The sequence below is a fragment of the Ancylobacter polymorphus genome (assembly GCF_022836935.1).
Classification (GTDB): domain Bacteria; phylum Pseudomonadota; class Alphaproteobacteria; order Rhizobiales; family Xanthobacteraceae; genus Ancylobacter; species Ancylobacter polymorphus_A.
Genome location: NZ_CP083239.1, coordinates 2,821,318 through 2,845,031, shown reverse-complemented (window position 1 = coordinate 2,845,031; position 23,714 = coordinate 2,821,318). Strand labels below are relative to the sequence as shown.

The following is a 23,714-nucleotide window of genomic DNA, read 5'->3' as shown; positions in this document are numbered from 1 at the left end:
ACAGTTTAGTCAAGAGCTTTGACAACAGCGCTCCGCGCGCCCTATCAGGGGGCTGGGGATAGCCATGAGCATGATCGACATCGAAACGCCCGCCGCGCCTGCGCGCACCGAGCCGGAATCGTCCAAGCGCCGCGACATCATCGACGGCGCGCGGAAGGTCTTTTTCGAAAAGGGCTTCGACGCCGCCAGCATGGACGAGGTGGCCAAGGCGGCCAGCGTCTCCAAGGCGACGATCTATGTCTATTTCAATAGCAAGGAAGAGCTGTTCGAGGCGCTGGTGCACAATGACCGCGCCCGCTCCGCCGAACACCTGTTCGTGGTCGACCCCTCGATCGACGATGTGGCGAGCCTGCTGCGGCGGATCGGCATTTCCTTCATGACCATGATGGTGCAGCCGGACCATATAAGGCTGGTGCGCATGGTGATGGCGGTGGCGGAGCGGTTTCCGCGCGTGGGCCGCACCTTCTTCGAGGCCGGCCCCTGCCATGGCGGCCAGCGGCTGGGCGAGTTGCTGCGCCAGCAGGCCGATCTCGGCCGGCTCGCCATCGACGACGATCTCGCCGCCGCCTATGTGTTCTTCAACCTGTGCCAGAGCAATCAGGTGAAGGGCCTGCTGTTCGGCACCGAGCAGCAGCCCAGCCCGGCGCAGATCGAGGCCACGGTGGACCGGGCCGTGGCGATCTTCCTCGCCTATTACGGCGCGGAGCCGGTCGAGAAGCCCGCCGCGCGCGGCTAGAGCACGCGCCGATCAGCTTGCATCGCAAGCTGATCGGATAACGCGTTCTCTATCTTAGAGTTAGAGGGCGATTTACCGATCAGATTGATTCAATCTGATCGGATCGCACTCTAGAATGGGTGCTGCGGCCGTCCATCAGCCGCGCGGCTAGAGGTCAGGCCGCCCGGCGCTCCCAGATCTCGCGCAGCGCCTTCAGCAACGGTTCGCTCTCATAGGGCTTGGGCAGCACCGGCACGCTTTCGCAACCCGCCGGGATCATCGAACGGTCGCCATAGCCGGTGGCGAAGAGGAAGGGCACGCCGAGCCGCTGCAGTTCCTGCGCCACCGGGGCCGAGGTGCCGGCGCCGAGATTGACATCGAGCACCGCCACATCGGGCGTGAAGTCCTGCAGGCGGCGCAGCGCCTCGGCGGCGGAAGGCGCCGTCACCACATTGTCGATACCGGCATCGTTCAGCATCATCTCCACATCCATGGCGATGAGCATCTGGTCTTCCACCAGCAGCACGCCCAGTTCCGACAATGGCTCCGGCTGCTCCGGGGCGGCGCCGAGCCCCTCGCCCTCGGCCCCCTCCCCCGCCTCGCCCGACGAGGTGGAGATATGGCGGGCCGGCAGGCACAGATGCGCAACGAGGCCGCTGGGGGCGAATTCCAGCCGGCTGGTGCCGCCGAGATCATAGGGCACGCTGCGCTCGATCAACGCCATGCCGAAGCCGCGCCTTCCGGTGGCAACCACGTCGGGCCCGCCCTGTTCGCGCCACACCACCTCGCAATCGCCCTCCGGGGTGACGCGCCATGTCACTTCCAGCCGCCCGCCGAGACGCGACAGCGCGCCATATTTCGCGGCGTTGGTGGAGAGTTCGTGCAGCACCAGCGCCATGACCGAGAAGGCGCGCGCATCCAGCCACACCGTGGGGCCGCTCAGCGTCAGCCGGGACCCGTCGCCGCCATAGGGCGAGAGTTCGGCGCGCAGAAGATCGCCCAGTGAGCCGCCGCCGGCCCCGCGGACCACCTGGTCATGGGCGATGGCGAGCGCCTGAACCCGGCCGCGCAGGCTATCGACATAATCCTGCGTGCTGCGGCCGTCGCGCAGCGAGTGCTCCACCAGCGACTTGATGACCGCGAGAATGTTCTTCACCCGGTGGTTCAGCTCTTCATTGAGCAGGCGCTGGCGGGTGTCGGCCTTGTCGCGCTCATCGGCCATCAGCTCATTATGGCGCAGCACGATTTCCACCAGCGTGGAGCGCGCCGCTTCGGCGATCTCGCGGTCGGCCTCGGTCCACGGGCTCGCCTTGCCGCGCACCGTCTCCTTCCAGATGGCGAAGCTCTTGCGCGGGGTCAGCCGGTCGCCGAGCGGGCCGGTCTCATAGGTCTTTTCCGGCCGGCCGGCCCAGTCCAGCGTGTGGACGATCTCCTTGCGGAAGAACAGGAGATAGTCGCGCGGCAGCTGCGACAGCGGCAGCGCCAGCACGCCGGAGGCCTCGGCGCAGAACGCTTCCGCCCGCGGCCAGAGGGCGGAGAGTTCGTGGCTCGCCCACACCTTGCCCTCGGCCCGCTCGCCGATGAAATTGGCGAGGCCGGGAATGTCGGCGGCCGGCGGCACCGCGCCTTCCGCGCTCCACTGCCCGCCGAGCCACAGGCCGATGCCGTCGCACGGCATCAGCTTGGCGAAATCGGCGAGATTGGTGCGCAGAAGATCGCCAATATCCTCTTCCTGCGAGGCCAGGCGCAGCACGCGGTCGAGCGCCCGGCGCGCCATGGTGGCGACATCGAGCGTGCGCTTCTGCTTCAGCGCCTGCAGATGCAGGGCGAAGAAGGCGCCGAACATCTCCGCCGCCACCCGCTCCGCCATCGGCAGCACGCGCGGCGCATAGTGATGGCACGCCACCAGGCCCCAGAGCTGGCCGTCGACGATGACCGAAATCGACATGGAGGCGGCCACCCCCATATTGCGCAGATATTCGAGATGGATCGGCGATACCGAGCGCAGATGCGCGAAGGACAGGTCCAGCGGGTCGTCGAGCGGGGTTTCCTCCGGCACCAGCGGGCAGCGGTCGCCATTGGCATCGCCGATGACGCGGACGATGTTGCGGACATAGAGCGTGCGCGCCTGCTGGGGAATGTCGCTGGCGGGGAACCACTGGTGCAGGAAGCTCTCCAGATCCTCGCGCTTGTCCTCGCTCACCACCTGCCCGGCGCCGTCCTCGGCGAACTGGTAGATCATCACCCGGTCATAGCCGAGCAGGCTGCGGATCAGCCGAGAGGAATGTTCGAGCAGCTTGTCGATGTCCTTCTCGCCGCGCACGCGGGCGAACATGGAGCGCGCGAGGTCCAGCGCCGGTCCGTCCTCCGCCGAGGCGACCTCGAATTCGATGAGGCTGACACCTTTGAACACATGGGCGGACACGTCGAAGTGCCCGCCGGACGCCAGTTCGACATTGAACAGCAGCGCCGGCGAGGACGGGTCCGAGCCGCGCGCCAGCGCCTCGCGGATGCGGGTGGCGGCGTGCGGACCGAGCAGGTCGGCGAGATCGCGGCCGATGAGTTCCCCCGTCAGGGCGAGCATCTCGGCCGCATTGCTGGAATGGCGCTGCACCACCCCGCCCTGCGGATCGCAGGCGATGAGGCAGCCATGGCACTGCACGCTGCCGGGAATGTGGATCGGCTCGCGATCGCAATTGGAAAGATCGACCCGCTCACCCGCCGACATGAAGCGCCCCGGCCTTCGCACGCGCGGCCGGGCCGGTGAGGCCGGAAGCGGGGAGGAACATGCCCGCCGCCAAGGGCTTCGGACCAGGGCGGCGAGGCCGCGAACGGGGCGACGGACGACACGGAGCGAGGGGCATACGGGAACTTTTGGCTTTCACAGGCGGTCAGTAGCTACGGAGAACGCAATACCCCTCGCCGGGTTCCCCGCTCCGTCCGCCAAATCTTTCCCGCCTAGGGCACCGGCCGCGCCGCCAGCGCCCTTTCGCCATCGGTGATGAAGTCGCGGATGACCGGCACGTCGTCGCGTTCATTGGACAGCAGGAGCTGGAACACCATGTTCGAGCCGTGCAGAAAGCCGAGTTCCACCGCGACGAGGTAGAACTCCCACATGCGGGCGAAGCGCTCGCCCATCATTGCCACGACCTCGCCGCGCTTGGCCTCGAAGTTCTGCCGCCAGTGGCGGATGGTCCAGTAATAGTGCAGGCGCAGGATCTCGCAATCGGCCGTCCACAGCCCCACCCGCTCCAGCGAGGTGAACACTTCAGACATGGCCGGCACATAGCCGCCGGGGAAGATGTATTTGCGGATGAACGGCGCGGTCGAGCCGGGCGGCGACATGCGGCCAATGGCGTGGATCATGGCGAAGCCGCCCGGCGCCAGCAGCCGCTTGATGGTGTTGAAATAGTCGTCGAAATGATTGACGCCGACATGCTCCATCATGCCGACGGAGACGATGCGGTCGAAGCGGCCGGTGAGTTCGCGATAGTCGCGCTCGAAGAAGGTGATGCGGTCGGCGACGCCGGCCGCCTCGGCGCGCTTCTTCGATTCGGCGAGCTGTTCGGTGGCGACGTTGATGGCGGTGACATGCACGCCGAGCTCGGCGAGATAGATGGCGAGCGCGCCCCAGCCCGAGCCGATCTCGGCCACCCGCATGCCGGGTTCCAGCTTCAGCTTGGCGGCGATGTGGCGCAGCTTGGCTTCCTGCGCCTCTTCCAGCGAGGCGTCGGGGGTGGGGAAATAGGCGCAGGAATAGATCATGCGCGAATCCAGCCACAGCCGGTAGAACTCGGGCGGATGGTCGTAATGACTCTGGGCGTTGCTGGCCGAGCGGCCCAGCGGGTTCGACTGGTGCCAGCGCTTGAGCGCGCGCCAGGAGCGCCGCAACGCCTGCTGCACCGGATGCGAGGCGAGGCCGCGCCGGTTGACCGAGAACAGCATGAGGAAGTCGTAGACCGTCGAGCCGTCTTCGAAGGTCAGGCGGCCGTCCATATAGGCCTCGGCCGACACGAGTTCGGGGTTGAAGAACAGCTCGCGGTCGAGCTTTTCGTCCTTCAGCCGCATCACCACATTCGGCCCGTCCTCGCCGCTGCCGAAGACGGTGCGCGTGCCATTGGGCTCGATGACCGTCAGCTGGCCCTTATGGACGAACCGCTTGAGGAGATGGGGTAGAAACCGCATGGAACGCTCCGCCTGCCCGGCGAGCCCCCGCCGGTCCGCCTGCGGGCATCGGGCATAAGGGCCGCCGCCCTGTCAAGCGCGCGGGGCGGGTGCCGCCTTTCGTTAACCGGCCACCTCGCGCAGCGCCGGCGGCTTCGGCGTCTCCTCGGCGCGGGCGAGTTTGCGCACCTGCGAACTGGCGACGATGGTGCCGCGGTCGAAGAACGCCTCGTGGTTCTTCTCGATGTCCTCGGCGATGTAGCGGTAATTGACCATCAGCCCGTAGGACTGCGCCATGCCGCGCGCCGACAGGTCGCCGAACGGGTTGATCCGGTCCAGCCGCGCGCCATTGCCGAGATGGAAACGCGCCACCGGGTCCAACGGCTTGCCCTTCGGAGAACGTGCGATCAGGAAGTAATGCGCCGCCAGCGCCTCGATCACCGGGCGCAGCGCCTCGCGTGCCGGGGCATCGGGCGTCTCCTTCGCCGCAAGGCCGGCGAGCGCGCTGCGTTGCTCCGCCGTGAGAACGGTGGAGGCGGGGTCGGCGAGCTGCCCCTCCACCCAGGCGCGGAAGCCGGGCACGGGGGAGAGGGTGACGAACTCCTTCAGATTGGGAAATTCGCGGGAGATTTCCGCCACCACCTGCTTGATGAGGAAATTGCCGAAGCTGACCCCGCCGAGCCCGGTCTGGCAGTTGGAGATGGAATAGAACACGGCGGTACGCGCGCTCTCCGGTGCCAGCGGCGTGCGCGCCGTGTCGAGGATCGGCGCGATGGCGGAAGGCGTCTCGCGGGTCAGCGCCACTTCGACGAAGATCAGCGGCTCGTCCACCAGCGCGGGGTGGAAGAAGGCGTAGCAGCGCCGGTCGGGTGAGTCGACGCGGGCGCGCAGATCGTTCCAGTCGCGGATCTCATGCACCGCCTCGTAGCGGATGATCTTTTCCAGGACATTGGCGGGGGTCGACCAATCGATCCGGCGCAGCACGAGGAACCCCCGATTGAACCAGGAAGCAAAGAGATGAACGAAGTCGCGGTCGACTTCGGCGAGATCGGGGCGGCGGCGCAGGAAGCCGAGAAGATCGGCCCGCATCGCCACCAGCCGGGCGGTGGCGCCGGGGGCAAGGTTGAAGCGGCGGATCAGTTCCTGCCGGCGCGGCTCGCTGGCAAAGTGAATCTCCGCCACGCTGCGCGCGCCGGGATGGGCGGCGTGCGCCGCCAGCGCCTTGTCCAGCCGGGCGGCATCGGGGCCGAAATCATGCGCCAGCGTCTCGAAGAAGGCGATGCGCTCGCCGCTGCGCAGCCCGGCATAGGCGGCGAGAATCTCCTGCGCCAGCGCGACGCCGGAGGCTTCCCCCTGCCCGGAGAGCAGCCGCTCGCACAGTTCGGCGACGCTGGCGGTGCGGGCCTCGCCGGTGGGTCGGCGCTCACGGCCAAGGTCCAGCAGCGCACGTCCGCGCTCGGCAATGCTGCCGAGAAGCTCGCCGAAGAAGCTGGTTCCGCCGTCCATGCCGCCTCCCCTTTCGATGCGCATGCCGCGCCATCTGACCCCTATGGGGCGACGCGCGCAAGACAGCGGCGCCGCGCGCGGCAGCGGCAAAGGCGGACGGCGTGGACACGTTTTCGCGCGCGGCCGGTGCTTCCCCTTTAAATTCCGAGGCTTGGAAGCCATGTTCGCGGCCGATGCTGAAAGCCCTCCGTCTCATGCTCCTCGGTTTCCTGTTGCTCTTCATCCTGCCGCTCGGCGCGCATGCGCTGGTGCAGTGGCAGACGGCCGACTGGTCGCGCAGCTGGGGCAGCGCCGACTGGTCCAGCACCGGCACGCTGCCGGCGGCCGATGCCCACCCGCAAGCGATGGTGCGCATCTATGCCGCCCGCGTCGGGCGCTGGCGCGGCATCTTCGCCGTGCATAGCTGGCTCGTGTTCAAGGAGCCGGGCGCGGGGGCCTATGAGCGCTACGACAAGGTCGGCTGGGGCCGGCCGATCCGCCACAATGGCTATGCGCCGGACGGGCGCTGGTATGGCAACGACCCGGAGATCGTGTTCGAGGCCACGGGCGAGGAGGCCGAGCGGCTGATTCCGAAGCTGCGGGCGGCGGTCGCCTCCTATCCCTATGGCAAGGCCGGCGACTACCATGTGTGGCCGGGGCCGAACTCCAACAGCTTCATTGCCCATGTGATCGGCCAGGTGCCGGAACTCGGCGTCACCCTGCCGCCCACCGCCATCGGCAAGGATTATCCCGTCGATGGCGGCTGGTTCGGGCTCGCGCCCTCGCGCACCGGCCTCCGGGTGACGCTCGACGGCTATCTCGGGCTGACCGTCGCCTGGGTGGAGGGCATCGAGGTCAATTTCCTCGGCGCCGTCGCCGGGCTCGACCTGCGCCGGCCGGGCATCAAGCTGCCGGGTTTCGGGCGGATCGGCATTTGACCGGTGCCGGGCCGCTGTTGACGCCAAGGTGAAACCACCCGTTCACTCGCCTGCGTCATGCTGGGACATGGCGACAGGTGGGGGATGAGGATGAGCGCAGGCATGTTCAAGCGGTTCTGGCGGGGTGGCATCGCCGCCCTGTGTCTTGTTCCCGTGGCGCTCGCCTCGGCGCAGGCAGCGACCTGCGGCAATGACGCCTCAGGCTTTGCCGCCTGGCTGCCGGCCTTCAAGCGGGAGGCGCAGGCGCAGGGCATTTCGCCCGCCGCGCTGCGGGCGCTGGACGGGGTGACCTACGACACCACGGTGATTCGGCTCGACCGCAACCAGAAGCACTTCAAGGTGAGCTTCGAGCAGTTCGCCGCCAGCCGCATCAGCGCCGGGCGCATCGCCACCGGCAAGAAGAAGATGCAGCAATACGCTTCCACCCTCGCCCGCATCGAGCAACGCTATGGCGTGCCCGGCGAGGTGCTGGTGGCGATCTGGGGGCTGGAGACCGATTACGGCGTCAACAAGGGCAAGATGCCGATCCTGCGCTCGCTCGCCACCCTGTCCTATGACTGCCGGCGCTCCGATTTCTTCACAGGCCAGTTGCTCGACGCGCTGCGCATCTACCAGCATGGCGACCTGACCCTCGACGAAATGCGCGGCGCCTGGGCCGGCGAGATCGGCCAGACCCAGTTCCTCGCCTCGTCCTATGTGAAATACGCGGTCGATTTCGACGGCGATGGCCGCGCCGACCTCGTGCGCAGCGCCCCGGACGTGCTGGCCTCCACCGCCAATTATCTGCGCGGCCATGGCTGGCGCCCCGGTGCCGGCTGGGGGCCGGGCGAGCCGAATTATCAGGCGCTGCTCGGCTGGAACAAGGCGGAGGTCTATGTGAAGACCATCGGCCTGTTCGCCAGCAAGCTGAAGCAGTAGGGACAGAAGAGCGTCATCCCGGCCGCAGGCGAAGCCGAAGCGCCGGGATCGCGGAAACCGGACGGCGGACGATCCCGGCTCGCCGCTGCGCGGCGTCCGGGATGACGGCATGGGAGGGCGCACTACCGCCCATAAGCGAACAGCCCTTGCGCGGGATTTCGGCTTGCCGCGCGGGAAGGCGGGCGGCTTTATCGCAGTCCCCCCGTGATACTGCCAGGTGCCTGCCGTGACCGACGCCCTCCCCGCTTCCGCCGAAACCTATGACTACATCGTGGTCGGCGCCGGCTCGGCCGGCTGCGTGCTGGCGAACCGGCTTTCCGCCGACCCGAAGAACCGGGTGTTGGTGCTGGAGGCCGGCGGGCGCGACAACTGGATCTGGTTGCACATCCCGGTCGGCTATCTCTTCGCCATCGGCAATCCCCGCGCCGACTGGTGCTTCAAGACCGAGACGGAAGCCGGGCTGAATGGCCGGGCGCTGAACTACCCGCGCGGCAAGACCATTGGCGGCTCCTCCGCCATCAACGCCATGATCTATATGCGCGGCCAGGCGGCGGATTACGACCATTGGCGCCAGCTCGGGCTTGAGGGCTGGGGCTGGGACGACGTGCTCCCCGTGTTCAAGCGGCATGAGGACCATTATCTCGGCGCGGGCGAATTCCATGGCGGCGGCGGCGAGTGGCGGGTGGAGGCGCCGCGCCTCACCTGGAAGCTGCTCGACACGGTGCGGGTGGCGGCCGAGCAGGCGGGCATTGCGCCGATTCCGGATTTCAACACCGGGGACAATGAAGGCTCGTCCTATTTCCAGGTGAACCAGAAGCGCGGCTTTCGCTGGAGCGCGGCGCGCGGCTTCCTGAAACCCGTGCTCTCCCGCCCGAATCTGCGGCTGGAAACCTCCTGCCACACCGAGCGGGTGCTGATCGAGGACGGGCGCGCCGCCGGGGTCGTCTACCGGCAGAACGGCGTCACCAAGGTCGCGCGGGCGCGGGGCGAGGTGATCCTCGCCGCCGGCGCCATCGGCTCGCCGCATCTGCTCAAGCTCTCCGGCATCGGGCCGGGCGAGGAACTGGCGCGCCACGGCCTCAAAGTGAAACACGCGCTGCCGGGCGTCGGCGCCAATCTGCAGGACCATCTGCAATTGCGGATGATCTACAAGGTCTCGGGCGTGCCGACGCTGAACGAGCAGTATCACTCGCTGTTCGGCCGGGCGAAGATGGGGCTCGACTTCGCCCTGTTCCAGCGCGGGCCGCTGACCATGGCCCCCTCGCAACTCGGCATTTTCACCCGCTCGCGCGCCGGGGTGGAACATGCCGACCTCGAATTCCACGTCCAGCCGCTCTCGCTCGGCAAGTTCGGCGAACCGCTGCACCGCTTCCCCGCCTTCACCATGAGCGTGTGCAATCTGCGCCCCACCAGCCGGGGCACGCTGACGCTGGCGAGCGCCGACAGCGCCACCCCGCCCCGCATCCAGCCGAACTATCTCGCCACCGAGGAAGACCGGCGCGTCGCCGCCGACAGCCTGCGCACCGGCCGGCGCATCGTCGCCCAGCCGGCGCTGGCGCCGTTCACGCCGGAGGAGTTTCTGCCCGGCCCGGCTATCGACGACAGCGAGGAGGCGCTGGCCCGCGCCGCCGGCGATATCGGCACCACCATCTTCCACCCCGTCGGCACGGCGAAGATGGGCCTGGCCTCCGACCCGACGGCGGTGGTGGATGCGCGGCTGCGTGTGTTCGGTATTCGCGGCCTGCGCGTCGCCGATGCCTCGATCATGCCGACCATCGTCTCCGGCAACACCAATTCGCCGACCATCATGATCGCGGAGAAGGCGGCGGGGATGATCCTCGCGGACGCGCGGGGGTAGTTGCCGCCCCTTCCGGTCAGACCGGATCAATCTCCCTCTCCCCATTGGGGAGAGGTGGCCCGCGAAGCGGGTCGGTGAGGGGCCACCGTCCGGAGAGCTTTAGATCCCCCTCACCCCAACCCTCTCCCCGACGGGGAGAGGGAGCGACGACGTCCATCTGCGCCGGCGGCCTTGCCGAGATCTCCTACGGCGCCAGCACCACCTGCCGGCAGGCCTCGGGCAGGTCCTTCATCAGCATGGGCGGCTTGGGCTTGGGCGGCGTCGCCGGGGGCTTGGGGTGGAGATTCTCGTCCGAGAACCACCAGTCCAGCTCCGGCCCGCAGCCCTCGCCCGGCGTCACCGGATCCTGCGGGCGGCAATCCTTCGCCCCTTCCGGGCAGGAAAGCCGCACATGCATGTGGTAGTCGTGCCCCCAATAGGGCCGCACCTTCTGCAGCCACGAACGGTCGCCCTTCGCATCCCGGCACAGCGCCTTCTTGATCGCGGCATTCACCAGCACGCGCTCGACCTCCAGGTCCTGCGCCGCCGCCTTGATGACGGCGATGTGCGATGGCGTCCACACCGCCGCGTCCACGTCGAGCCGGTCTTTCCGCACGATCATGGTGGCGGCGACCTTCTCGCGCTCGTCGCGGGTGAATTCGCGCTTCGGCATCGGGGTGAGCCAGATATCGGCGTCGAGGCCGATCTGGTGCGAGGCGTGGCCGGTGAGCATCGGTCCGCCGCGCGGCTGCGACATGTCGCCGACCAATATGCCGGGCCATTGCGAGACGCTGGGCACGGTGGCGGCGAAGCGCTCCAGGAAGGCGATGAGGTTCGGATGGCCCCAGTTGCGGTTGCGCGACAGGCGCATCGCCTGCCAGGTCGCGCCATTGACCGGCAGCGCCTGCGCGCCGGCGAGGCAGCCCTTGGAATAGAAGCCGATGGCGCGCGCTTCCAGCGGCGCCGGCGCCTTGGCCGCGCCGAAGACCTGCTTGGCCGGCAGCGTGTCGAGCCGGCCGGCGTCCGACGTCTGCGCCGATGCTGCCCCTGCCGCCAGGACGAGGGCCAGCGCCGCGAGCCCCGCGCGCCGCCGCATCACTTCGCCGCCTGCGAGAGGATGACGAAATTCTTGTCCGAGCGCGTATCGGGCTTGGCGGAAAGCTCGGTGACGAACAGGGTCGAGCCCGGCACGAGCAGCTTGGCCAATTGCTGGTTGGCGCTCGCCGCCACGGTCACGCGGTCGATGGCGGCGGCGGCCTTGCCCCCGGCGGCGCCATAGCCCTCGAAGGACAGCGCCGTCCACGACACCTCGCCGCCGACATTCTTCAGGACATAGACGACATTGCCGAGCGGGGTCTGCGGGTCGCGGATCGTCACCGGGGCGGTGAAGGCCACCGCGCCGTCTTTCAGCACGGTCAGCGCCATGTCGGCCTGGCTGACGATCATCGTCACCGCGTCCTGCGCCGGATCGGGCGCCGCCTCGGTGTCGGGCGTGCCATTGCTGTTCTTCGGGTCGGCCTTGGCGATCGCCGCCGTGGCGTCGGCCGGCAGCACGAGGCCGGGATGCAGCACGTCCACCGGCTCGGAATGCGAATCGGCGATGATGACCGGCGTGCCGTAATGGGTGATGGAAAACAGCAGCTTGGCGAATTCCAGCGGCAGATGCACGCAGCCATGCGAGGACGGGTAGCCCGGCAGCCCGCCCGCATGCAGCGCCACCCCGGACCAGGTGAGCATTTCCGTGTAGGGCATGGAGGCGTCGTCATAGAGCGAGGAATGGTGGTCGACATCCTTCTCAAGGATGACGAACACGCCGACCGGCGTCTCGTGCCCTTCCCGCCCGGTCGAGACGGTGGAGACGCCGATGCGCACGCCGTTGCGGTAGACATAGCAGCGCTGGTCCGGCAGCGAGACGATGATGGCGACGAAGCCTTCCGGCGCACGGTCGGGGAACCAGGCGAACTGGCCGGGCTTCAGCTTGTCGACCTCGGTCTCCGCCACCTGCTGGGCGTGCGCCGGCCAGCCCCCGGCCACCGTCAGCAGGACCGCCGCGCCGCCCAGCAGCACCGCACGGCGATCCGCGCGCCAGCCGCTCGTCCCGTCCGTCATGGTGATTCTCCCTGTGCTGAAGCCAGCGCGACGATATCGGGCACGGGCGGGCGGCGCCAACCGCCGATTTCTGGTCGCATCGCGGGACGACGCACCGCAACGGAACCCCGGCCCTGCCAAGCCGTTGATCCTGCGAGACTGTCAACAATGGGAGGCCAACATGCAGACGACGCAGCAGAATGTCGACGCGCGCGAGACCCGCACGCTGATCGGCAGCGACAAGGTGGAAGGCACCGCCGTCTATCGCCCCAATGGCGAGCGTATCGGCACTATCGAGCGGGTGATGATCGATAAGCTGACCGGCCAGACCGCCTATGCGGTGATGAGCTTCGGCGGCTTCCTCGGCTTTGGCGAGGACTACTACCCGCTGCCCTGGTCGCTGCTGAAATATGACGAGCGGCTCGACGGCTATGTCGTCGACATCAGCGAGGAGCAGCTGCAGGGCGCGCCGCACCACGCGACCTCGGACGAGCGTTCCTGGCAGGACCGCGACTGGGGCCGCAAGGTCGACGACTATTACAACGTGCCGCCCTACGTCATCTGACGGCGGCGCAGCGCGGAAAGGGAACGGCCGGGCCCACGCCCGGCCGTTTTGCGTCGGCGCTCAGCCCTGCGCGTCCTTCGTCATGTCGACGAGATCGGCGCCGGGCGCGTTCTTCTGGATGGATTCGACGGCGGCCAGGGCGGATGCCTTGGCCTTGTAGCCCTCGGACGAGAACATCGCCTCACCGTTCGATGCGCGGAAGCGGAACCGGAACTCGCCCGCCTTGTCCTTGTAGACTTCGAACTTGTAGGCCATGGGCTGCCCTCCCTTCGATGCTGCAGGGAAGGCCGATCACATCACGAAAGCCGGCGCTTGGGTAGCGGGCGGCTCAGTCGTCGACCTTCAGCGCGGCGATGAAGGCTTCCTGCGGAATCTCGACGCGGCCGAACTGGCGCATCTTCTTCTTGCCTTCCTTCTGCTTCTCCAGAAGCTTGCGCTTACGCGTGATGTCGCCGCCATAGCACTTGGCGGTCACGTCCTTGCGCAGCGCGCGGATGGTTTCGCGGGCAATGATCTTGGCGCCGATCGAGGCCTGGATCGGAATCTGGAACAGATGCTGCGGGATCAGATCCTTCAGCTTCTCGCACATGGCGCGGCCGCGATATTCGGCGCGGGTGCGGTGCACCAGCATGGAGAGCGCGTCCACCGGCTCGGCATTGACCAGGATCGACATCTTCACGAGATCGCCGACCCGGTAATCGGTGATGTGGTAGTCGAACGAGGCATAGCCCTTGGAAATCGACTTCAGCCGGTCGTAGAAGTCGAACACCACCTCGTTCAGCGGCAGGTCATAGGTCAGCATGGCGCGCGCGCCGACATAGGTCAGCTCGATCTGGCTGCCGCGCCGGTCCTGGCACAGCTTGATCACCGAGCCGAGATAGTCGTCCGGGGTGAGGATGGTGGCGCGGATCCACGGCTCGCGGATTTCCTTGATCTTCACTACATCCGGCATGTCGGCGGGGTTGTGCAGTTCCAGCACGCTGCCGTCGTTCATCTCGATCTCGTAGATGACCGAGGGGGCGGTGGCGATCAGGTCGAGATTGAACTCGCGCTCCAGCCGCTCCTGGATGATTTCCAGATGCAGCAGCCCAAGAAACCCGCAGCGGAAGCCGAAGCCGAGCGCGGCGCTGGTTTCCATCTCGAAGGAGAAGCTGGCGTCGTTGAGCCGCAGCTTGCCCATGGCGGCGCGCAGATCCTCGAAATCGGCGGCATCGACCGGGAACAGGCCGCAGAACACCACCGGCTGCGCCGGCTTGAAGCCCGGCAGCGCTTCGGCGGTGGGGCGCTTTTCCTCGGTGATGGTGTCACCGACGCGGGTGTCCGCCACTTCCTTGATCGAGCCGGTGAGGAAGCCGATCTCGCCGGTGCCGAGTTCCGACATCACGGTGAGCTTGGGCGTGAACACGCCGACGCGGTCGACCTCGTAGACGGCGCCGGTCTGCATCATCTTGATGCGCATGCCCTTCTTCATCACGCCGTCGACGATGCGCACCAGCACGACGACGCCGAGATAGACATCGTACCAGCTATCCACCAGCAGCGCCTTCAGCGGCGCCTCGCGGTCGCCCTTGGGCGGCGGCAGGCGGGTGACGATGGCTTCCAGCACGTCGGGGATGCCGATGCCGGTCTTGGCCGAGATCAGGATGGCATCGGAGGCATCGAGGCCGATCACGTCCTCGATCTGCGCCTTCACCTTGTCCGGCTCGGCGGCCGGCAGGTCCACCTTGTTGAGGACCGGCACGATCTCGTGATTATTGTCGATGGCCTGATAGACGTTCGCCAGCGTCTGCGCCTCGACGCCCTGGGAGGCATCGACCACCAGCAGCGAGCCCTCGACGGCGGCGAGCGAGCGGTTCACCTCATAGGCGAAGTCGACATGGCCGGGCGTGTCGATGAGGTTGAGCACATAGTCCTGCCCGTCCTTGGCCTTGTAGGACAGGCGCACCGTCTGCGCCTTGATGGTGATGCCGCGCTCACGCTCGATATCCATATTGTCGAGCACCTGCTCGGACATCTCGCGTTCCGACAACCCGCCGGTGATCTGGATCAGGCGGTCGGCAAGGGTCGACTTCCCATGGTCGATATGGGCGACGATGGAGAAGTTGCGGATGTTGGAAATCGGCTCGGTGCTCATGCCGGGCGGGATAGCATTGGCGCCGTTACGCCACAAGGCGCCGCCTTGCGCGGCGGGGCGTGTTCGACCACATTCGCGCCGCCTGTCGCCAAGGAGCCCCCATGCCCGAACTCAAGGTCGCCCTCGTCCCCGTCACCCCGTTCCAGCAGAACTGCTCCATCGTCTGGGACGAGACCAGCAAGCGCGGCGCGGTGATCGATCCCGGCGGCGACCTGCCGCGCATTCTCGCCGCGCTGGAGGAACTGGAAGTCACGGCCGAGAAGATCGTGCTCACCCATGGCCATATCGACCATGCCGCCGGCGCGGCGGAACTGGCGGAAACGCTGAAGATTCCGGTGGAAGGCCCGCACAAGGGCGACAAGTTCCTGCTCGACGACCTGCCGAGCGCGGGCGAGCGCACCGGCATTCCCGGCCGCGTGGTGACGCCGGACCGCTGGCTGGAGGAAGGCGAGACGGTGGATATTGGCGGGGTGGTGTTCGAGGTGCTGCATGTGCCCGGCCACACGCCGGGCCATATCGTGCTGGTCAGCCGGGAGAACAAGCTCGCCATTGTCGGCGATACGCTGTTCCAGCGCTCGGTCGGGCGCACCGACTTCCCCTATGGCGACGGGCCGCTGCTCATCAAGGGCATCAAGGAGAAGATCCTGCCGCTCGGCGACGCCTTCACCGTGCTGCCGGGCCATGGCAACGCCACAAATATCGCGCTGGAAAAGCGCACCAACCCGTTCCTGCGCTGAGGCGCGCGGTCGGAGGGCGGCCGGGACCGGGCTCTCTCTTCCGCCACGGAACTGTGACTCGCCCTGACGCAAGGGAGGGTCGATGATGCTCCGGACGCCAGCCCGGAGCCCCGCCCATGCCGTGCCCCCTGTCGCGTATCGCCGCTCTCGGCTCCGCCCTGCTCCTCGGCCTCGCCGCGCTCATCGCCGCAAGCCCCGCCCGCGCCCAGGCGGAGCGCTGCCCCAAGCTGGTGGCGCAGAACCCGTTCCTGGAGCATCTGGCGCCGCGCGCCCTCCCCGCCGCCTATGTCGCGCCGCGCCAGGTGGGGCTGACCTATATCGGCCACTCCACCTTCCTGATCGAGACCGCCGGCGGGGTGACGGTGGCAACCGACTATAACGACTATGTCCGCCCCTCCGTGGTACCGCGCGTCGCCACCATGAACCGGGCGCACTCAACCCATTATTCGCTCAACCCCGATCCCGGCATCGAATATGTGCTCAAGGGCTGGCGCGACGACCGCGACCCCGTGCATTACGACCTCGACATTGACGACCTCTGGGTCGGCAACCTGCCGACCAATATCCGCGACTGGCAGGGCGAGACGATCCGCAACGGCAATTCGATCTTCGTCTTCCGCGCCGCCGATCTGTGCATCGCCCATCTCGGCCATCTGCACCACACGCTCACTGAGGAGGATATCGGCGCGCTCGGCCGGCTCGATGTGGTGCTGGCGCCGGTCGATGGCAGCTACACGCTCGACATTGACGGCATGATCGAGGTGCTGAAAGCGCTGGAAGCCCCGGTCATCATTCCGATGCACTATTTCAACGAGGGCACGCTGAACCACTTCCTCACCCGCTTCGCCGGGCGGGACTATGTGATCGAGCGGCGCGAGAGCCCGGAACTCGTGCTCTCGCGCGCGACGCTGCCGAAGAAGCCGACGGTGATCGTGCTGCCGCCGGGCGGGTGAGGCGGGTAGCCGTCTACTCGCCCTGTTGGATGAACGTCATCCTGAGGTGCCCGGCCCGCGGCCGGGCCTCGAAGGATGCTGTTTTGGACGTGCCGGAGACCCATCCTTCGAGGCTGGCTGCGCGAGCGCCTCAGGATGACGGCGCTCGTCCGTCAGTCATCTAACCGCCCGCCGCCACCGGCGCATAGGCCGCCGGATCGACCAGCCCCGGCCGGCCCGGCAGATCGAGCACGCTGACGCGCGGCATGCCCTCGGCGATCACCCGGCCGCGCCGCACCACGAACATCCGCACTGCCTTGAGCCGGATCGCCTCGATCGCGTCGGCCGCCTGCAGCAGCACGAAATCGGCGTTGCAGCCGGGCGCGATGCCGTAGCCCTCCAGCCCCATGATGCGGGCGGGATTGGTGGTGACGGCTTCCAGGCACCAGCTCATCGCCTCGCGCGAGGTCATCTGGCCGACATGCAGCGCCATATGCGCGACTTCCAGCATGTCGCCGGAGCCGAGCGAGTACCAGGGGTCCATCACGCAGTCATGGCCGAAGGCGACATTCACGCCCGCCGCGCGCAGCTCCGGCACCCGGGTCATGCCGCGCCGCTTGGGGTAGGTGTCGTGCCTTCCCTGCAGGGTGATGTTGATCAGCGGGTTGGCGATGGCGTGCACGCCGGCTTCCGCGATCAGCGGGATGAGCTTGGAGACATAGTAATTGTCCATGGAGTGCATGGAAGTGAGGTGCGAGCCCGCCACCCTTCCCTGCAGGCCCAGCCGCTGCGTCTCATAGGCCAGCGTCTCGATATGGCGTGACAGCGGATCGTCGCTTTCGTCGCAATGGATATCGACCCGCAGCCCGCGCGCGGCGGCGATCTCGCACAGCGCTTTCAGCGAGGCGGCGCCGTCGGCCATGCTGCGCTCGAAATGCGGGATGCCGCCGACGACATCGACGCCCATGTCGAGCGCGCGGTCGAGGTTCTCCGCCGCCTTGGGCGAACGGTAATAGCCGTCCTGCGGGAAGGCGACGAGTTGCAGGTCGATATAGTCCTTCACCCGTTCCTTCACGTCGAGCAGCGCCTCGACCGCCAGCAGCCGGTCGTCGCAAATATCGACATGGCTGCGGATGGCGAGCAGGCCCTGGCTCACCGCGAGGTCGCAATAGCGCAGCGCCCGCTCGATCACCGCCTCATGCGTCAGCAGCGGCTTCAGTTCGCCCCACAAGGCGATGCCTTCCAGCAGCGTGCCGGACTGGTTGAGCCGCGGCAGGCCGAGCGAGAGCGTGGCGTCCATGTGGAAATGCGCATCGACGAAGGGCGGCGTCACCAGCCGGCCATCCGCCTCGATGACGCGCCCGGCCTCGGCGTCGATGCCCGGCTCGACGGCGGTGATGCGGCCGCCCTCGCAGGCGATGTCCATGCCGGCGCGCCCGTCGGGCAGGCGGGCGTTCTTGACGAGAAGGTCGATGCTCATGGGAACTCCAGACTCACCTTTGGCCCTTGAAATAGGGCTTCATCAGCGCGCGCGGGTAATCCGCGCGGCGGGCGACCAGCACCAGCGCGGCGATGGAGAAGATATAGGGCAGCATGAGGAAAATCTGGCTCGGCACCACGCCGCCGGCAATGGTCTGCACCCGCAGCTGATAGGCGTCGAGCGCGCCGAACAGCAGGGCACCCAGCAGCGCCTTGCCCGGCCGCCAGGAGGCGAAGACGGTGAGCGCGATGCACACCCAGCCGCGCCCGTTGATCATGCCGAAATAGAAGGCGTTGAAGGCGGAAAGTGTGAGGAACGCCCCGCCCAGCGCCATCAGCGCCGAGCCGGCCATGACCGCGCCGATGCGCAGCCCGACCACGGAGAGCCCCTGCGCTTCCACCGCCTCCGGATTGTCGCCCACCGCCCGGAGCGCGAGGCCGAGCGGCGTGCGAGCAAGCACGAAGGCGAGCCCGCCGACACAGGCGAAGGCCAGCACGGTGAAGCCGGTCTGCTGGCCGAGGATCGGCCCGATGAAGGGCAGATCGCCCAGCACCGGCACATCAAGCGGGGCGAAGGGCTCGATGCGCGGCGGCGTCGCCACATTGGGGAAGGCGACGCGGTAGCCGAAATAGGCGAGCGACGTCGCGAGCAGCGTCACCCCGATGCCGGTGACGTGCTGGGACAGGCCGAGCGGCACGGTGAGCACGCCGTGCAGCAGGCCGAACGCCGCCCCCACGCCGGCCGCGACTAGCACCCCGCCCCAGAGCGGCAGGCCGAGATAGACCGCCAGCCAGCCCGACAGCGCGCCGGCGACAAAGATGCCCTCAATGCCGAGATTGAGCACCCCGGCCCGCTCGCACAGCAGCGCGCCGAGCACACCGAAGATCAGCGGCGTGGCGATGCGCAGCGTCGCGGCCCAGAAATTGGCCTGGGTGAGAATATCCAGCGCCTCCCACATCAGGCGGTCCCCCGGCGCACGAAGACGATGCGAAAGCGCGTCAGCAGGCCGCCTACCAGCACGCTGAGCAGGGCGAAGGCGACGACGAGATCGGCGAGATAGTTGGAGACGCCGATGGCCCGGCTCATCGAATCCGCGCCGACGAACACGCCGGCGACGAAGATCGCGGCGGGAATGACGCCGAGCGGCGAAAGGTTCGCGAGCGTCGCCACCACGATGCCGGCATAGCCGAAGCCGGGCGAGAGATCGGCGGTGAGGTAGCCCTTCAGCCCCGCCACCTCGCTCGCCCCCGCAAGGCCCGCAAGTCCGCCGGAGAGCAGGCCGACCAGCGCCATCGCCTTGCCCACCGGCAGGCCGGCATAGCGCGCGGCGCGGGCATTCTCGCCTACCGCCCGCAGGCGGAAGCCCCAGACGGTGCGGGTGATGAAGATGTGGAGAGCCACGGCGGCGAGGATGGCGAGCACCAGCCCCCAATGCAGCCGCCAGCCGGCGACCAGCTTCGGCAGCGTCGCCTCGTCCAGCACCGGCGCCGATTGCGGCCAGCCGAGCGCCATCTCGTCCTTCATCGGCCCTTCCAGCATCATTTGCACGAACAGCAGCACGATGAAATTGAGCAGCAGCGTCACCACCACCTCATCGGCGCCGAAGCGGGTCTTGAACAGCACCGGCACCAGCAGCAGCACCGCTCCGGCCAGCGCGGCGCCGATCAGCACCAGCGGCACCAGCACATAGGACGGCGCCTCGATCAGCCCGGCGCCCAGCGCCACGGTGGCGAGCGCGCCAGCATAGAGCTGGCCCTCGGCGCCGATGTTCCAGAGCTTGGCGCGGAAGGCGACGGCGGCGGCGAGGCCGGTGAAGATGAGCGGCGTCGCCCGCGTCAGCGTTTCCGCCAGCGCGAAGCCATTGCCGGCCGCGCCCTGCGCCATCAGCGCGAAGGCGGTGAACACCGGGGCGCCGGTAAGCGCCAGCGGAATGGCGGTGAGCGCCAGCGCCGCCAGCCCGGCGCCGATGGAGACGGCAAGGGTGAGCCAGAGCGGGGTGCGGGCGCGGGGCACGAAGCGGATCATGCGCGGGCTCCGGGCAGGGACTTCATGGCTGTCGTCATCACGCCGCCTCCCCCACGCCATGGCCGGCCATCATCAGCCCGACGGTACGCACATCCAGCCCCTCGGCCGGCAAGGCTGGCGAGAGATGCCCGGCATGGACCACGGCGATGCGGTCGGAAAGGGCGAACAATTCGTCGAGATCTTCGGAGATCAGCAGCACCGCCGCCCCGCGCCCGCGCGCGGCGATCAGCCTTCGGTGCACATCCGTGGTGGCGCCGATGTCGAGGCCGCGCGTCGGCTGATGCGCCAGCACGAGGCGCGGCGCGCGCTCCAGCACACGGGCCAGCACCACCTTCTGCATATTGCCGCCCGACAGGGCGCGGATTGCCGCGTCCGGCCCGGGGCAGCGCACATCATAGGCCTGTATCGCCTCGGCAGCGCGGGCGCGGATGGCGGCGCGGCGGATAAAGCCGGCGCGCTGGTTTTCCGGCGCGGCGATGGTTTCCAGCACGAAATTCTCGGCCACGGTGAGCGCGCCGATGGTGCCGTCGCGGTGGCGGTCCTCAGGGATTCGGCCGACCCCGGCAGCGACACGTCCGGCCGGATCGGCGCCAGCGAGGCGCGCGCCGTCGAGCCGCGCCTCCCCGGCACGGGGCGCGGCAAGACCGGCGACCAGTGCCGCCAGCGCGCCCTGCCCATTGCCGGAGACGCCGGCAATGCCGACGATCTCGCCGCCGCAGACCTCAAGATCGGCGTCTTCCAGCCGATCACGCGCGGAAGGCGCGCCGACGCTGACGCTCTTGAGACTAAGCACCGGCGCGGCGGGGGTGGAGGGCGGGCGCTCGCGCGCGGGAATGGCGCGGCCGACCATGAGCTCGGCAAGGGTCGCGCGATCGGCCCCGGCGGTCGGACGATCAGCGACCTTGGCGCCGCCGCGCAGCACCACCACCCGTTCGCACAGCGCCAGCACCTCGTGCAGCTTGTGGCTGATGAAAATGACCGCCAGCCCCTTCCCCGCCAGCGCCCGCACCGTGGCGGCGAGGCTGTCCGCCTCCTGCGGGGTGAGCACGGCGGTCGGCTCGTCGAGGATCAGCACCCGCACATCGCGATAAAGCGCTTTGAGGATTTCGATGCGCTGCTGCTCGCCCACCGACAGCCGCGCCACCGGCACGTCGAGATCGACGGCAAGGCCGCTCTCTTCCATCAGCCGGGCGATCTTCGCCCGCGCGCCACGCCCGCGCAGCTTGAGGCTCCACAGCGACTGGGTGCCGAGCACGATGTTCTCGAAGCCGGTGAGGTTTTCGGCCAGCGCGAAATGCTGGTGCACCATGCCGATGCCCGCCGCCAGCGCCGCCTGCGCCGAGCCGCCCGGCAGCGGGCTCAGCTGCCCATCGGCGCCGGCGATCGAGACGCTGCCCTCATCGGCGATGTAATGGCCGAACAGGATGCTCATCAGCGTGGTCTTGCCGGCCCCGTTCTCGCCCAGCAGCGCCACGATCTCCCCGGCGCGCACATCGAGGTCGATGGCGTCGTTCGCCACCAGCGGCCCGAACCGCTTGGTGATGCCGCTGAGCGAGAGGACGAGCGGGCGGGGATCGGGATGCCGAGAATCGGGGTGCATGGAACTGGCGCCGGGTCGGCCTCTTTACGAACCTCTCCCCGTCGGGGAGAGGTCGGCCGCGAAGCGGCCGGGTGAGGGGCGAGCACCGGAAACTCCCCTCACCCTTCCCTCTCCCCGACGGGGAGAGGGAAGAAGGCGTCACAACGCGCGCCTCACAGCGTCGATTTGGGCTCGGCGTCGTTGACGTTGACGCGGAAGAGACCGTCCTTGATCTCCTTTTCCTTCACCAGCACCATCTCGATCACCTCAGGCGGCACCAGCTTGGGGTCGAGCGGGGCGAGGCTCGCGCCGCCTTCGGCCATGTAGCTGTAGGGGCCGTAATCGGCGGCGACGAAGGTGCCCTCCGTCACTTCCTTGATCGCCTTGTCGATGGTCGGCTCCATCTGCCACAGCGCCGAGGCGATGATCGTGCCGGGGTACTGGCTCGACGTGTCGATGACGTTGCCGATCGCCTTCACGCCGCGCTCCTTGGCGGCGTCGGAGACGCCGAAGCGCTCGGCGTAGAGCACGTCCGCGCCCTTGTCGATCTGGGCGAAAGCCGCCTCCTTGGCCTTGGGCGGGTCGTACCAGGAGTTGATGAAGGTGACGATGAACTTCACGTTCGGATTCACCGAGACCGCGCCTTCCATGAAGGCCTGCATCAGCCGGTTCACTTCCGGAATGGCATAGCCGCCGACAAGGCCGATGATGTTGGACTTGGTCGTCTTGCCCGCCACCATGCCGGTGAGGAAGGACGGCTCATGGATGAAATTGTCGAACACCGAGAAGTTCGGCTTGGTCGGGCCGAAGGAGGAGCCCATGAGATAGGCGGTCTTGGGGTAATCCGCCGCCACCTTGCGGGCCGGGCGCTCCACCGCGAACACCTCGCCGACCACGAGGTCGGCGCCCTCTTCCGAATATTGGCGCATCACGCGCTCATAATCGGTGTTGGCGACGTTCTCGGAGAATTTATAGGTGATGTCGCCGCGCGCCTCGGCGGCTTTGAGCGCCTTGTGGATGCGCGACACCCATTGCTGCTCCACCGGCACGGTGTAGATGGCGGCAACCTTGATCGGCTTGGCCTTGCCGGCGGCGAAGGCCTCGCGGCCGGCGGCGGTCAGCGCCAGCGCGCCCGCGCCGAGCGCCAGCAATTGCCGCCGATCGAGCACGCCTGACGAAAAAAGCGGCAGGCTTCCAGACGACTTGCGCAGCATTTCCTGTACTCCCCGAATAAGCCCCGGCGACCGGCCCCAGCTCAGCGCCGCGATGACCCTGCCCATGCGAGGGCCGTGCCATTTTCGAACTGATTGGTCCGAAAAGTCACGGCCTCATTCTACCCTGTCCCCTGCCCCGTTGACATGGCGGGCGTCGGCTTCTCTTTCCAAGCCTGCGCGAGATAGCGGCGAATGAGGGGCGACATGCCCTCGGCGAAATCCTGCGGGCCGCGCACCACCAGCACCTCGTCGAATTCCGGCCTTTGCTCGCGCGCCCCGAAGCGGCGGATGCGGGCGGCAAGCGCCTCCGCCTCCTCCTGCGCGCGCACCTCGCGCAGCAGCGCCAGCCGGCGCGCATCGTGCAGCGCCGTCCAGCCGGGGGCGAGCGTGATGTCCTCGGCGGTCAGGCCGGTCTCCTCGGTGAGCTCGCGCCGGACGCTGCCTTCGAGGTCGACCGTTCCCTCGGGGGTGAGGTCGGTGAGGTCCGGCGTGCCGGCGGCGAAATAGATGCGCCCGGCATTGGCGGTCCATTGCGCCATGCGGATCAGGACAAAGCCGCCATCCGCCCCGCGCAGCGCGCCCATGGCGAAGGAGACGCGCAGGCGCGGATGCGCGCGCTCGCCCGACAGCAGCCAGAGCAGCGCGGCATAATCGGCCTCGGCATAGTCCGCCACCAGCCGCCGCTCCTCGAAGCGGTGCGCGTCGAGCAGCAGCACGCGGCCGTTCCACAACGCCGGATTGGCCGCCTTGCGCGCGGCGTAATGCGCGTCGATCGCCGCCCGCTCCTCCGGCGTGAAAATGAGCGGCGCCGGCGCGAGCCGGGCGTCGACATGGTCGAGCGTGCGCAGCGTCAGCCCGTCCGGCGCCGCCGCCATGCTCACCGGCCTGCCGGGCGCCCGGCGC

The 23,714-nt window shown here is 68.1% G+C and carries 20 protein-coding genes; 7 read left to right on the top strand and 13 right to left on the bottom strand.

All coding sequences use genetic code 11. The features are described from left to right. Positions 1 to 64: 64 nt before the first annotated feature. Positions 65 to 736 (top strand): TetR/AcrR family transcriptional regulator, encoded by a 672-nt coding sequence (locus tag K9D25_RS13440; protein WP_244375932.1) that lies wholly within the window; start codon positions 65 to 67, stop codon positions 734 to 736. 154 nt (positions 737 to 890) lie between these two features. Here the strand turns inward: K9D25_RS13440 and K9D25_RS13435 are convergent, their stop codons facing one another. The 3 genes from K9D25_RS13435 to K9D25_RS13425 form a co-directional block, all read right to left on the bottom strand. Continuing rightward, the gene (locus K9D25_RS13435) at positions 891 to 3,443 is read right to left on the bottom strand and encodes an HWE histidine kinase domain-containing protein (protein ID WP_244375931.1); all 2,553 of its coding nucleotides are present in this window, start codon (positions 3,441 to 3,443) and stop codon (positions 891 to 893) included. Between the two features lie 230 nt (positions 3,444 to 3,673). Then, on the bottom strand, positions 3,674 to 4,900 hold the full coding sequence (locus K9D25_RS13430) for an SAM-dependent methyltransferase (RefSeq protein ID WP_244375930.1): 1,227 nt from the start codon (positions 4,898 to 4,900) through the stop codon (positions 3,674 to 3,676). Between the two features lie 102 nt (positions 4,901 to 5,002). Beyond that, positions 5,003 to 6,385 (bottom strand): malonyl-CoA decarboxylase, encoded by a 1,383-nt coding sequence (locus tag K9D25_RS13425; RefSeq protein WP_244375928.1) that lies wholly within the window; start codon positions 6,383 to 6,385, stop codon positions 5,003 to 5,005. A 173-nt stretch (positions 6,386 to 6,558) separates the two neighbouring features. On the opposite strand from K9D25_RS13425, the gene K9D25_RS13420 reads away from it, so the two are divergent. From K9D25_RS13420 to K9D25_RS13410, 3 genes are all read left to right on the top strand, one after another. Beyond that, entirely contained in the window at positions 6,559 to 7,302 is a 744-nt protein-coding gene (locus K9D25_RS13420) for a DUF3750 domain-containing protein (RefSeq protein WP_244375926.1), read from the top strand. Between the two features lie 90 nt (positions 7,303 to 7,392). Then, entirely contained in the window at positions 7,393 to 8,220 is an 828-nt protein-coding gene (locus K9D25_RS13415) for a lytic murein transglycosylase (RefSeq protein WP_244375924.1), read from the top strand. A 217-nt stretch (positions 8,221 to 8,437) separates the two neighbouring features. Then, the gene (locus K9D25_RS13410) at positions 8,438 to 10,078 is read left to right on the top strand and encodes a GMC family oxidoreductase (protein ID WP_244375922.1); all 1,641 of its coding nucleotides are present in this window, start codon (positions 8,438 to 8,440) and stop codon (positions 10,076 to 10,078) included. 184 nt (positions 10,079 to 10,262) lie between these two features. Here the strand turns inward: K9D25_RS13410 and mepA are convergent, their stop codons facing one another. Both mepA and K9D25_RS13400 read right to left on the bottom strand, forming a co-directional pair. Then, positions 10,263 to 11,153, bottom strand: a complete 891-nt coding sequence (gene mepA / locus K9D25_RS13405) for a penicillin-insensitive murein endopeptidase (protein WP_244375920.1) — start codon at positions 11,151 to 11,153, stop codon at positions 10,263 to 10,265. After that, a complete protein-coding gene (locus tag K9D25_RS13400; protein ID WP_244375918.1) occupies positions 11,153 to 12,166 on the bottom strand; it encodes a L,D-transpeptidase in 1,014 nt (337 codons plus the stop codon). Before K9D25_RS13400 ends, mepA begins: the two co-directional genes overlap by 1 nt. 160 nt (positions 12,167 to 12,326) lie before the next feature. Here K9D25_RS13400 and K9D25_RS13395 point away from each other — a divergent pair, with 160 nt between their 5' ends. Next, positions 12,327 to 12,710: a PRC-barrel domain-containing protein gene (locus K9D25_RS13395; RefSeq protein WP_244375916.1), complete on the top strand. Its 384-nt coding sequence runs from the start codon at positions 12,327 to 12,329 to the stop codon at positions 12,708 to 12,710. A gap of 60 nt (positions 12,711 to 12,770) precedes the next feature. Here the strand turns inward: K9D25_RS13395 and K9D25_RS13390 are convergent, their stop codons facing one another. Together K9D25_RS13390 and lepA are read right to left on the bottom strand one after the other, a co-directional pair. Next, complete coding sequence (locus K9D25_RS13390; RefSeq protein ID WP_244375914.1) at positions 12,771 to 12,965, bottom strand: YegP family protein; 195 nt, start codon at positions 12,963 to 12,965, stop codon at positions 12,771 to 12,773. A gap of 73 nt (positions 12,966 to 13,038) precedes the next feature. Beyond that, positions 13,039 to 14,844, bottom strand: coding sequence for a translation elongation factor 4 (gene lepA / locus K9D25_RS13385; RefSeq protein ID WP_244450870.1), 1,806 nt, complete (start codon positions 14,842 to 14,844; stop codon positions 13,039 to 13,041). 101 nt (positions 14,845 to 14,945) lie between these two features. Here lepA and K9D25_RS13380 point away from each other — a divergent pair, with 101 nt between their 5' ends. Both K9D25_RS13380 and K9D25_RS13375 read left to right on the top strand, forming a co-directional pair. Continuing rightward, positions 14,946 to 15,581: an MBL fold metallo-hydrolase gene (locus K9D25_RS13380; protein WP_244375912.1), complete on the top strand. Its 636-nt coding sequence runs from the start codon at positions 14,946 to 14,948 to the stop codon at positions 15,579 to 15,581. 116 nt (positions 15,582 to 15,697) lie between these two features. Further along, the gene (locus K9D25_RS13375; RefSeq protein WP_244375910.1) at positions 15,698 to 16,534 is read left to right on the top strand and encodes an MBL fold metallo-hydrolase; all 837 of its coding nucleotides are present in this window, start codon (positions 15,698 to 15,700) and stop codon (positions 16,532 to 16,534) included. Between the two features lie 160 nt (positions 16,535 to 16,694). Here the strand turns inward: K9D25_RS13375 and K9D25_RS13370 are convergent, their stop codons facing one another. From K9D25_RS13370 to K9D25_RS13345, 6 genes are all read right to left on the bottom strand, one after another. Next, positions 16,695 to 17,993, bottom strand: coding sequence for an amidohydrolase family protein (locus K9D25_RS13370; protein ID WP_244375909.1), 1,299 nt, complete (start codon positions 17,991 to 17,993; stop codon positions 16,695 to 16,697). A 13-nt stretch (positions 17,994 to 18,006) separates the two neighbouring features. Then, positions 18,007 to 18,951, bottom strand: coding sequence for an ABC transporter permease (locus K9D25_RS13365; RefSeq protein WP_244375908.1), 945 nt, complete (start codon positions 18,949 to 18,951; stop codon positions 18,007 to 18,009). Next, positions 18,951 to 20,018, bottom strand: coding sequence for an ABC transporter permease (locus K9D25_RS13360; RefSeq protein WP_244375907.1), 1,068 nt, complete (start codon positions 20,016 to 20,018; stop codon positions 18,951 to 18,953). The genes K9D25_RS13365 and K9D25_RS13360 overlap by 1 nt, the downstream gene beginning before the upstream one ends. A 37-nt stretch (positions 20,019 to 20,055) precedes the next feature. Next, positions 20,056 to 21,618, bottom strand: coding sequence for an ABC transporter ATP-binding protein (locus tag K9D25_RS13355; protein WP_244375906.1), 1,563 nt, complete (start codon positions 21,616 to 21,618; stop codon positions 20,056 to 20,058). A 152-nt stretch (positions 21,619 to 21,770) separates the two neighbouring features. Next, positions 21,771 to 22,811, bottom strand: a complete 1,041-nt coding sequence (locus K9D25_RS13350; protein WP_244375905.1) for a BMP family protein — start codon at positions 22,809 to 22,811, stop codon at positions 21,771 to 21,773. A 119-nt stretch (positions 22,812 to 22,930) separates the two neighbouring features. Further along, positions 22,931 to 23,686, bottom strand: a complete 756-nt coding sequence (locus K9D25_RS13345; RefSeq protein WP_244375904.1) for an NUDIX hydrolase — start codon at positions 23,684 to 23,686, stop codon at positions 22,931 to 22,933. Between the last annotated feature and the right edge of the window lie 28 nt (positions 23,687 to 23,714).

Bases quoted from the DNA above. Each gene is read 5' to 3' on its own strand.
- K9D25_RS13395 (WP_244375916.1), top strand. From the start codon at position 12,327: ATGCAGACGACGCAGCAGAATGTCGACGCGCGCGAGACCCGCACGCTG.
- lepA (WP_244450870.1), bottom strand. From the start codon at position 14,844: ATGAGCACCGAGCCGATTTCCAACATCCGCAACTTCTCCATCGTCGCC.
- K9D25_RS13415 (WP_244375924.1), top strand. From the start codon at position 7,393: ATGAGCGCAGGCATGTTCAAGCGGTTCTGGCGGGGTGGCATCGCCGCC.
- K9D25_RS13355 (WP_244375906.1), bottom strand. From the start codon at position 21,618: ATGCACCCCGATTCTCGGCATCCCGATCCCCGCCCGCTCGTCCTCTCG.
- K9D25_RS13375 (WP_244375910.1), top strand. From the start codon at position 15,698: ATGCCGTGCCCCCTGTCGCGTATCGCCGCTCTCGGCTCCGCCCTGCTC.
- K9D25_RS13435 (WP_244375931.1), bottom strand. From the start codon at position 3,443: ATGTCGGCGGGTGAGCGGGTCGATCTTTCCAATTGCGATCGCGAGCCG.
- K9D25_RS13345 (WP_244375904.1), bottom strand. From the start codon at position 23,686: ATGGCGGCGGCGCCGGACGGGCTGACGCTGCGCACGCTCGACCATGTC.
- mepA (WP_244375920.1), bottom strand. From the start codon at position 11,153: ATGCGGCGGCGCGCGGGGCTCGCGGCGCTGGCCCTCGTCCTGGCGGCA.
- K9D25_RS13440 (WP_244375932.1), top strand. From the start codon at position 65: ATGAGCATGATCGACATCGAAACGCCCGCCGCGCCTGCGCGCACCGAG.
- K9D25_RS13425 (WP_244375928.1), bottom strand. From the start codon at position 6,385: ATGGACGGCGGAACCAGCTTCTTCGGCGAGCTTCTCGGCAGCATTGCC.
- K9D25_RS13400 (WP_244375918.1), bottom strand. From the start codon at position 12,166: ATGACGGACGGGACGAGCGGCTGGCGCGCGGATCGCCGTGCGGTGCTG.
- K9D25_RS13380 (WP_244375912.1), top strand. From the start codon at position 14,946: ATGCCCGAACTCAAGGTCGCCCTCGTCCCCGTCACCCCGTTCCAGCAG.
- K9D25_RS13350 (WP_244375905.1), bottom strand. From the start codon at position 22,811: ATGCTGCGCAAGTCGTCTGGAAGCCTGCCGCTTTTTTCGTCAGGCGTG.
- K9D25_RS13370 (WP_244375909.1), bottom strand. From the start codon at position 17,993: ATGAGCATCGACCTTCTCGTCAAGAACGCCCGCCTGCCCGACGGGCGC.
- K9D25_RS13430 (WP_244375930.1), bottom strand. From the start codon at position 4,900: ATGCGGTTTCTACCCCATCTCCTCAAGCGGTTCGTCCATAAGGGCCAG.
- K9D25_RS13365 (WP_244375908.1), bottom strand. From the start codon at position 18,951: ATGTGGGAGGCGCTGGATATTCTCACCCAGGCCAATTTCTGGGCCGCG.
- K9D25_RS13360 (WP_244375907.1), bottom strand. From the start codon at position 20,018: ATGATCCGCTTCGTGCCCCGCGCCCGCACCCCGCTCTGGCTCACCCTT.
- K9D25_RS13420 (WP_244375926.1), top strand. From the start codon at position 6,559: ATGCTGAAAGCCCTCCGTCTCATGCTCCTCGGTTTCCTGTTGCTCTTC.
- K9D25_RS13390 (WP_244375914.1), bottom strand. From the start codon at position 12,965: ATGGCCTACAAGTTCGAAGTCTACAAGGACAAGGCGGGCGAGTTCCGG.